The 4,813-nt window shown below is 66.9% G+C and carries 3 protein-coding genes and 1 pseudogene; 3 read left to right on the forward strand and 1 reads right to left on the reverse strand.

Translation table 11 applies throughout. The features are described 5' to 3' along the window. Positions 1-920: DNA polymerase (locus tag ACRDU5_RS10330; RefSeq protein WP_526614399.1), on the forward strand; the 920-nt coding region annotated here is incomplete at its 5' end. A gap of 15 nt (positions 921-935) precedes the next feature. Here the strand turns inward: ACRDU5_RS10330 and ACRDU5_RS10335 are convergent. Continuing rightward, complete coding sequence (locus ACRDU5_RS10335; protein WP_526614401.1) at positions 936-2,081, reverse strand: PrsW family intramembrane metalloprotease; 1,146 nt, start codon at positions 2,079-2,081, stop codon at positions 936-938. A 98-nt stretch (positions 2,082-2,179) separates the two neighbouring features. Here ACRDU5_RS10335 and ACRDU5_RS10340 point away from each other — a divergent pair, with 98 nt between their 5' ends. Next, positions 2,180-4,504 carry a BamB-related PQQ repeat family beta-propellar protein gene (locus ACRDU5_RS10340; protein ID WP_526614400.1) on the forward strand — a complete coding sequence of 775 codons (2,325 nt, stop codon included), beginning with the start codon at positions 2,180-2,182 and terminating at the stop codon, positions 4,502-4,504. Between the two features lie 142 nt (positions 4,505-4,646). Beyond that, a pseudogene (gene rpsA, locus ACRDU5_RS10345) lies at positions 4,647-4,813 on the forward strand (30S ribosomal protein S1); the annotation flags it as partial.

The following is a 4,813-nucleotide window of genomic DNA, read 5'->3' on the forward strand; positions in this document are numbered from 1 at the left end:
TCCTGCAGCATCTGCTCGCGCACCGCGACGCCACCCGGCTCAAGGTCACCGTCGACGGGCTGCTGAACTCGGTGGCCTCCGACGGCCGGATTCACACCACGTTCAACCAGACCATCGCCGCCACCGGCCGGCTGTCGTCGACCGAGCCGAACCTGCAGAACATCCCGATTCGCACCGATGCCGGCCGCCGGATCCGCGACGCGTTCGTCGTCGGCAAGGGGTACGACGAACTGATGACGGCCGACTACAGCCAGATCGAGATGCGCATCATGGCGCACCTCTCCGGCGACGAGGGGCTCATCGAGGCGTTCAACACCGGCGAGGATCTGCACTCGTTCGTGGCGTCGCGGGCGTTCTCCGTGCCGATCAACGAGGTCACCCCCGAGCTTCGACGCCGGGTCAAGGCGATGTCGTACGGGCTGGCGTACGGGCTGAGCGCCTACGGGCTGGCCGCGCAGCTGAAGATCTCCACCGAGGAAGCCAAGGTACAGATGGAGCAGTACTTCGCCCGGTTCGGCGGGGTGCGCGACTACCTGCACGAGGTCGTCGACCAGGCCCGCAAGGACGGCTACACGTCGACCGTGCTCGGCCGGCGCCGCTACCTGCCCGAGCTGGACAGCAGCAACCGGCAGGTCCGCGAGGCCGCCGAGCGGGCCGCGCTGAACGCCCCGATCCAGGGCAGCGCCGCCGACATCATCAAGGTGGCGATGATCGAGGTCGACAAGGCGCTGAAGCACGCCGTGCTCAAGTCGCGGATGCTGCTGCAGGTGCACGACGAATTGCTGTTCGAGATCGCGCCGGGGGAGCGGGACGAGGTCGAAAAGCTGGTGCGCGACAAGATGGGCGGCGCCTACCCGCTGGATGCGCCGCTGGAGGTGTCGGTCGGCTACGGCCGCAGCTGGGACTCTGCCGCGCACTAGCGGGCGCCGCTGGTGCTATCGGGCCCGGTAGCCGGCCAGTTTCTGCAATGCCGGCGTTGCCGCCCGCGCGGCAGCGACCCCGTCGACCTCTTCCTGGAGCAGCGCGGAGACCCGTCGGTCGTTGAAGCCACGATCGATGCGGTCCCGCACGAATGCCAGCTCGACCACCTGCGCGGCGAAGGTCTTGACCCCCTTGCCTGTGCGTTGGCCCCCGAGCCGGGTCGCCTCGGCGATCGCCGACTTGCGGGTGCGAATCGAGCCCAGCCAGGTCGCTTCGTTGGGGGTCACCAGGCCGGCCTGGACCATCCCGGGCAGCTTGGCGGCGACGACTCGCTGTTCCCTGCGGCGGCTGGCCACGGATAGCCAGATCGCCAGCCCGAAAATCGGCATCATCCACAACAGGTAGACACCGAAGTAGGCCTCCACGCTCAGCAGCGCCGAGCCGTTCCACAACCCGTGCATGATCACCGCGCCGACGTAGCCGAGCAGGATGCATCCGAGTTTGGCGATGACGTTTCGCCGGTGCAGTGCGAAGTACACGCCGATGGCGAACACCGTGGTGAAAAGCGAGTGGGCGAACGGCGCCATGATCAGCCGCATCGCGGCGGTGACCAGCGACGCGCCCAGCGTCTCGTTATTGGCGATGTACAGGATGTCTTCCAGCCAGGCGAAGCCCGCGCCGACCAGTCCCGCGTAGATCAGACAGTCGGTCAGCGAATTGAGCTCGTTGCGACGCCGGCCGGTCATCATGAGCAGCAGGAACAGGCCCTTGGCCGCCTCTTCGGTCAGCGGTGCGCCGAGCACGATGGTGGTGGCGCTGACCGATTCGGTCTGGCCGGGGTTGAGCGCAGCTTCGGCGACGAGCTGCAGTATCGACGCGATAATGACGGCGACCGACGTGCCCCACAGGAATGCCAGCACCAGCAGCCTGGGCGGCTCCGGTTCCCACCGGTCCAACCACAGATAGGCCAGCACGACCACCGTCATCGCCACACTGGACAGCACAAACCCGATGGCGGTGCCGACGGGGTTGGCCGCGGTCATCCCGATCACGATCAGCCCGGTGAGGGTGGCCAGCACGATGATCACGCCGATTGGCGCCCCGACTTTGCGGATTCGTCTGGGCAGTCCGGGACCGAATTGGTGCGGCTGCCGCGGCATCGCGGTGTATGACACCAGAGCAGGGTAGCCGCGAGTCGTACGAACGGCGGACCCAAATCGCCCGCCACGTGCGCCCCGATCGGCGATAATTCGCCGCGATGACCTACCAGCCGCCTCCTCCGCCGTATAGCGGATGGCCGTCGCAGCCGCCCTCCGCACCGCCGCCGCGTCGCCGTCACCTGGCGACCGTGGTGCTCATCGTGGTGCCGATCATGGTGTTTGCCGGCGTCTTCGCCGGGGTGCTGCTGTTCTGGAATCGTGATGGCGCAGAACAGGATCGGGGCCAGGCCGTAGAGGGCCAGCTGCGGATGACCTATCCCACCGAACCTTCAGCGGGCTGGCAGCTGGACGCGGACGAGGTGTTCGCCAGGGCGGCTTTCGTTCGGCCCGACCCGATTTCGAATTCGTACTACCGGGCCGGTTTCATCGACCTCGGGGACACGTTGGTCACCCAGGCGGCCCTCATGAATACGGACCGTGGACTCGACCTGGTGGCGATCGATTCGAACACTGGTGACATCCGTTGGCAGACAACGCTCGAATCGGGTGTCGAGTCAGCGTCGGGCCTCGATGTCAGCACGGCTGCCTGTGCTTCGAAGACCGTCGACGGCCTGCTGCCGTGCGTCGTCGCCGAGTCCGTTCAGTTCTTCGACATGTCCGACGGCTCGGTCCAGCGCAGGCTCGAGGCGCCACGGGGGGCCGAGACCGTCGAAGTGCACGGCTCCGACGTGTACACCCTCGGCTACCAGGTGATGGCGCGCGGAACGACGGACAACCTCACCGCGTCGTGGCAGCGGTCCTACACCATCGAACCGGACTGCCCGGGCTCCGGCGACTCGCAGTACCACGGGGTGACCGACCACATCGTGTATTTCGGCAGCGACGCGGGAGTGGTGGTGGCCGATACCGACGACGGGCGGCGGCTCATCGACGGCGAACCGCAGATGATTCTGGAATACCCCGGCCAGGGATTCACCGGCGGCGTGTGTACCGACGGCAGCCGGATGCAGACAGTGGTCGCCGACCCCGAGGGCAAGGTCTTGCGCACCGTCGACGCGCAGACCGGCGGCCGTGGGCCCATCCTGGTGTCGCCGGGCGCGGATGTCCCGTACCTCGCCGATGACACCGCCTACGACTTCGCCACCGGCCAACAACGCTGGGTCGGTCAGCCGGGCATCATGCTCAACGCCATCATCGGCGATGTCGTCTTCGGATCCGGACCGTATTTGCCCCACAGGGGAGGCGGCCCGCTCATGGCGTTCGACGCGGCCACCGGCGAGCATCTGTGGAGCAACGACGATGCCGGCAGCACCGGCATGTCGGACGGCGCGCGCGCGATCGTGGGCCACCCGGACGGGGTGGCGGCGATCAACCTGGCAACGGGACAGGCGGACTGGGTTCTCACCGGCGAACTGATCCACGACCTGGCGCAGGCCGGCGACGGTTTCGCGTCGTTCGACAAAGAGTCGATCACCTTCTACCCACCGACCGGCGGCGCCTCGGTGGCCCCGGGCCGCGGCGAGCCCGCCGACAGCGTCGATTCCGACGCCGACGAGGGGGGCCTCATCACCAAGTGCGGCCGCGTCCCGCAGATGCGTCCGCTCGAGTACCGCGCCGAATCCGGCGCGATGGTGGTGAAGATGGAGGTGAAGGCGACCTGCCCCGGCGGCGACATCATCAGCACCAACCGGATGCGGGTGACCATCAGGGACGACCGCGGCACCATTTGTTCCGGGGTGTTCGACTTCTCGAAGGACCCGTTGACCCTTGGCGGCGAAGGCTCGGAGACCACGGTCATCGAGTTGACCTTCGACCACGGCTCGATTCTGCGGCACCCGAACACCCTGGGCGACCGGTCGGGATCCGACCCCGGATCGACGACGGCCACCGCCACGGGCAGCGAAGTCGTCGACTGTGAGGACGAGGGCACCAGCGTCGGGCCGAACAGCACTGACAAGCCGCCCGACTCGACCGGGTCGAAGATCTCGGCCAACCAAGACGGTGTCGGCGACTGCGGCTCCGACGCCGAAGCGCTGGAGGCATTGCGGGTGCAAGTCGACGCCGACCGGCCCGTCGTCCAATCAGAGCTCGCGGATCGCTGGGTTGCCCAGCTGTCGTCCAAGCAGCCCGGCCTGGTCGCACCGGACGTCGACGGCCGAGTGGTCACCTGGACGCCCTGCGAAATCCTGCGCCAGCATCTGCGGCTGCGGCTGCAGTATCCGGAAGTGCGCCTGGTCTGGAGCGACGAGTGGCGGACCTTCGACTTGCGCGGATGGTGGGTGACCATCGCCGGTGTCACGTTCGGCGATCCGGACGCGGCCAACCGGTGGTGCGACGAGCGTGCCATTCCGGTCGACGAGTGTTACGCCAAGGTGGTCAGCAATACCCGCGATTCTCGAGGCAGCACGAAGTATCGGCGGTGATCTTGATTTGCCGGCCGGGAGACCGAGTTTGTCCTGCATCTACCCGGTCGAGTAGCCTTGACCGGTACCTGTGTGCGTGACCGCAGGCAACACCAACAACACCTGTCCCTACGACCCAAACCTGTCCGGAGCAACCCACCACATGCCAAGTCCCTCCGTCACCTCGCCACAAGTAGCCGTCAACGACATCGGCTCGAGCGAGGACTTTCTCGCCGCCATCGACAAAACCATCAAATACTTCAACGATGGCGACATCGTCGAAGGGACGATCGTCAAGGTTGACCGTGACGAAGTCCTGCTCGACATCGG

It is taken from the genome of Mycobacterium sp. (assembly GCF_050701515.1).
GTDB lineage: Bacteria > Actinomycetota > Actinomycetes > Mycobacteriales > Mycobacteriaceae > Mycobacterium.

Coding starts and splice junctions, on each gene's coding strand:
- ACRDU5_RS10335 (WP_526614401.1), bottom strand. CDS start 2,081: ATGCCGCGGCAGCCGCACCAATTCGGTCCCGGACTGCCCAGACGAATC.
- ACRDU5_RS10340 (WP_526614400.1), top strand. CDS start 2,180: ATGACCTACCAGCCGCCTCCTCCGCCGTATAGCGGATGGCCGTCGCAG.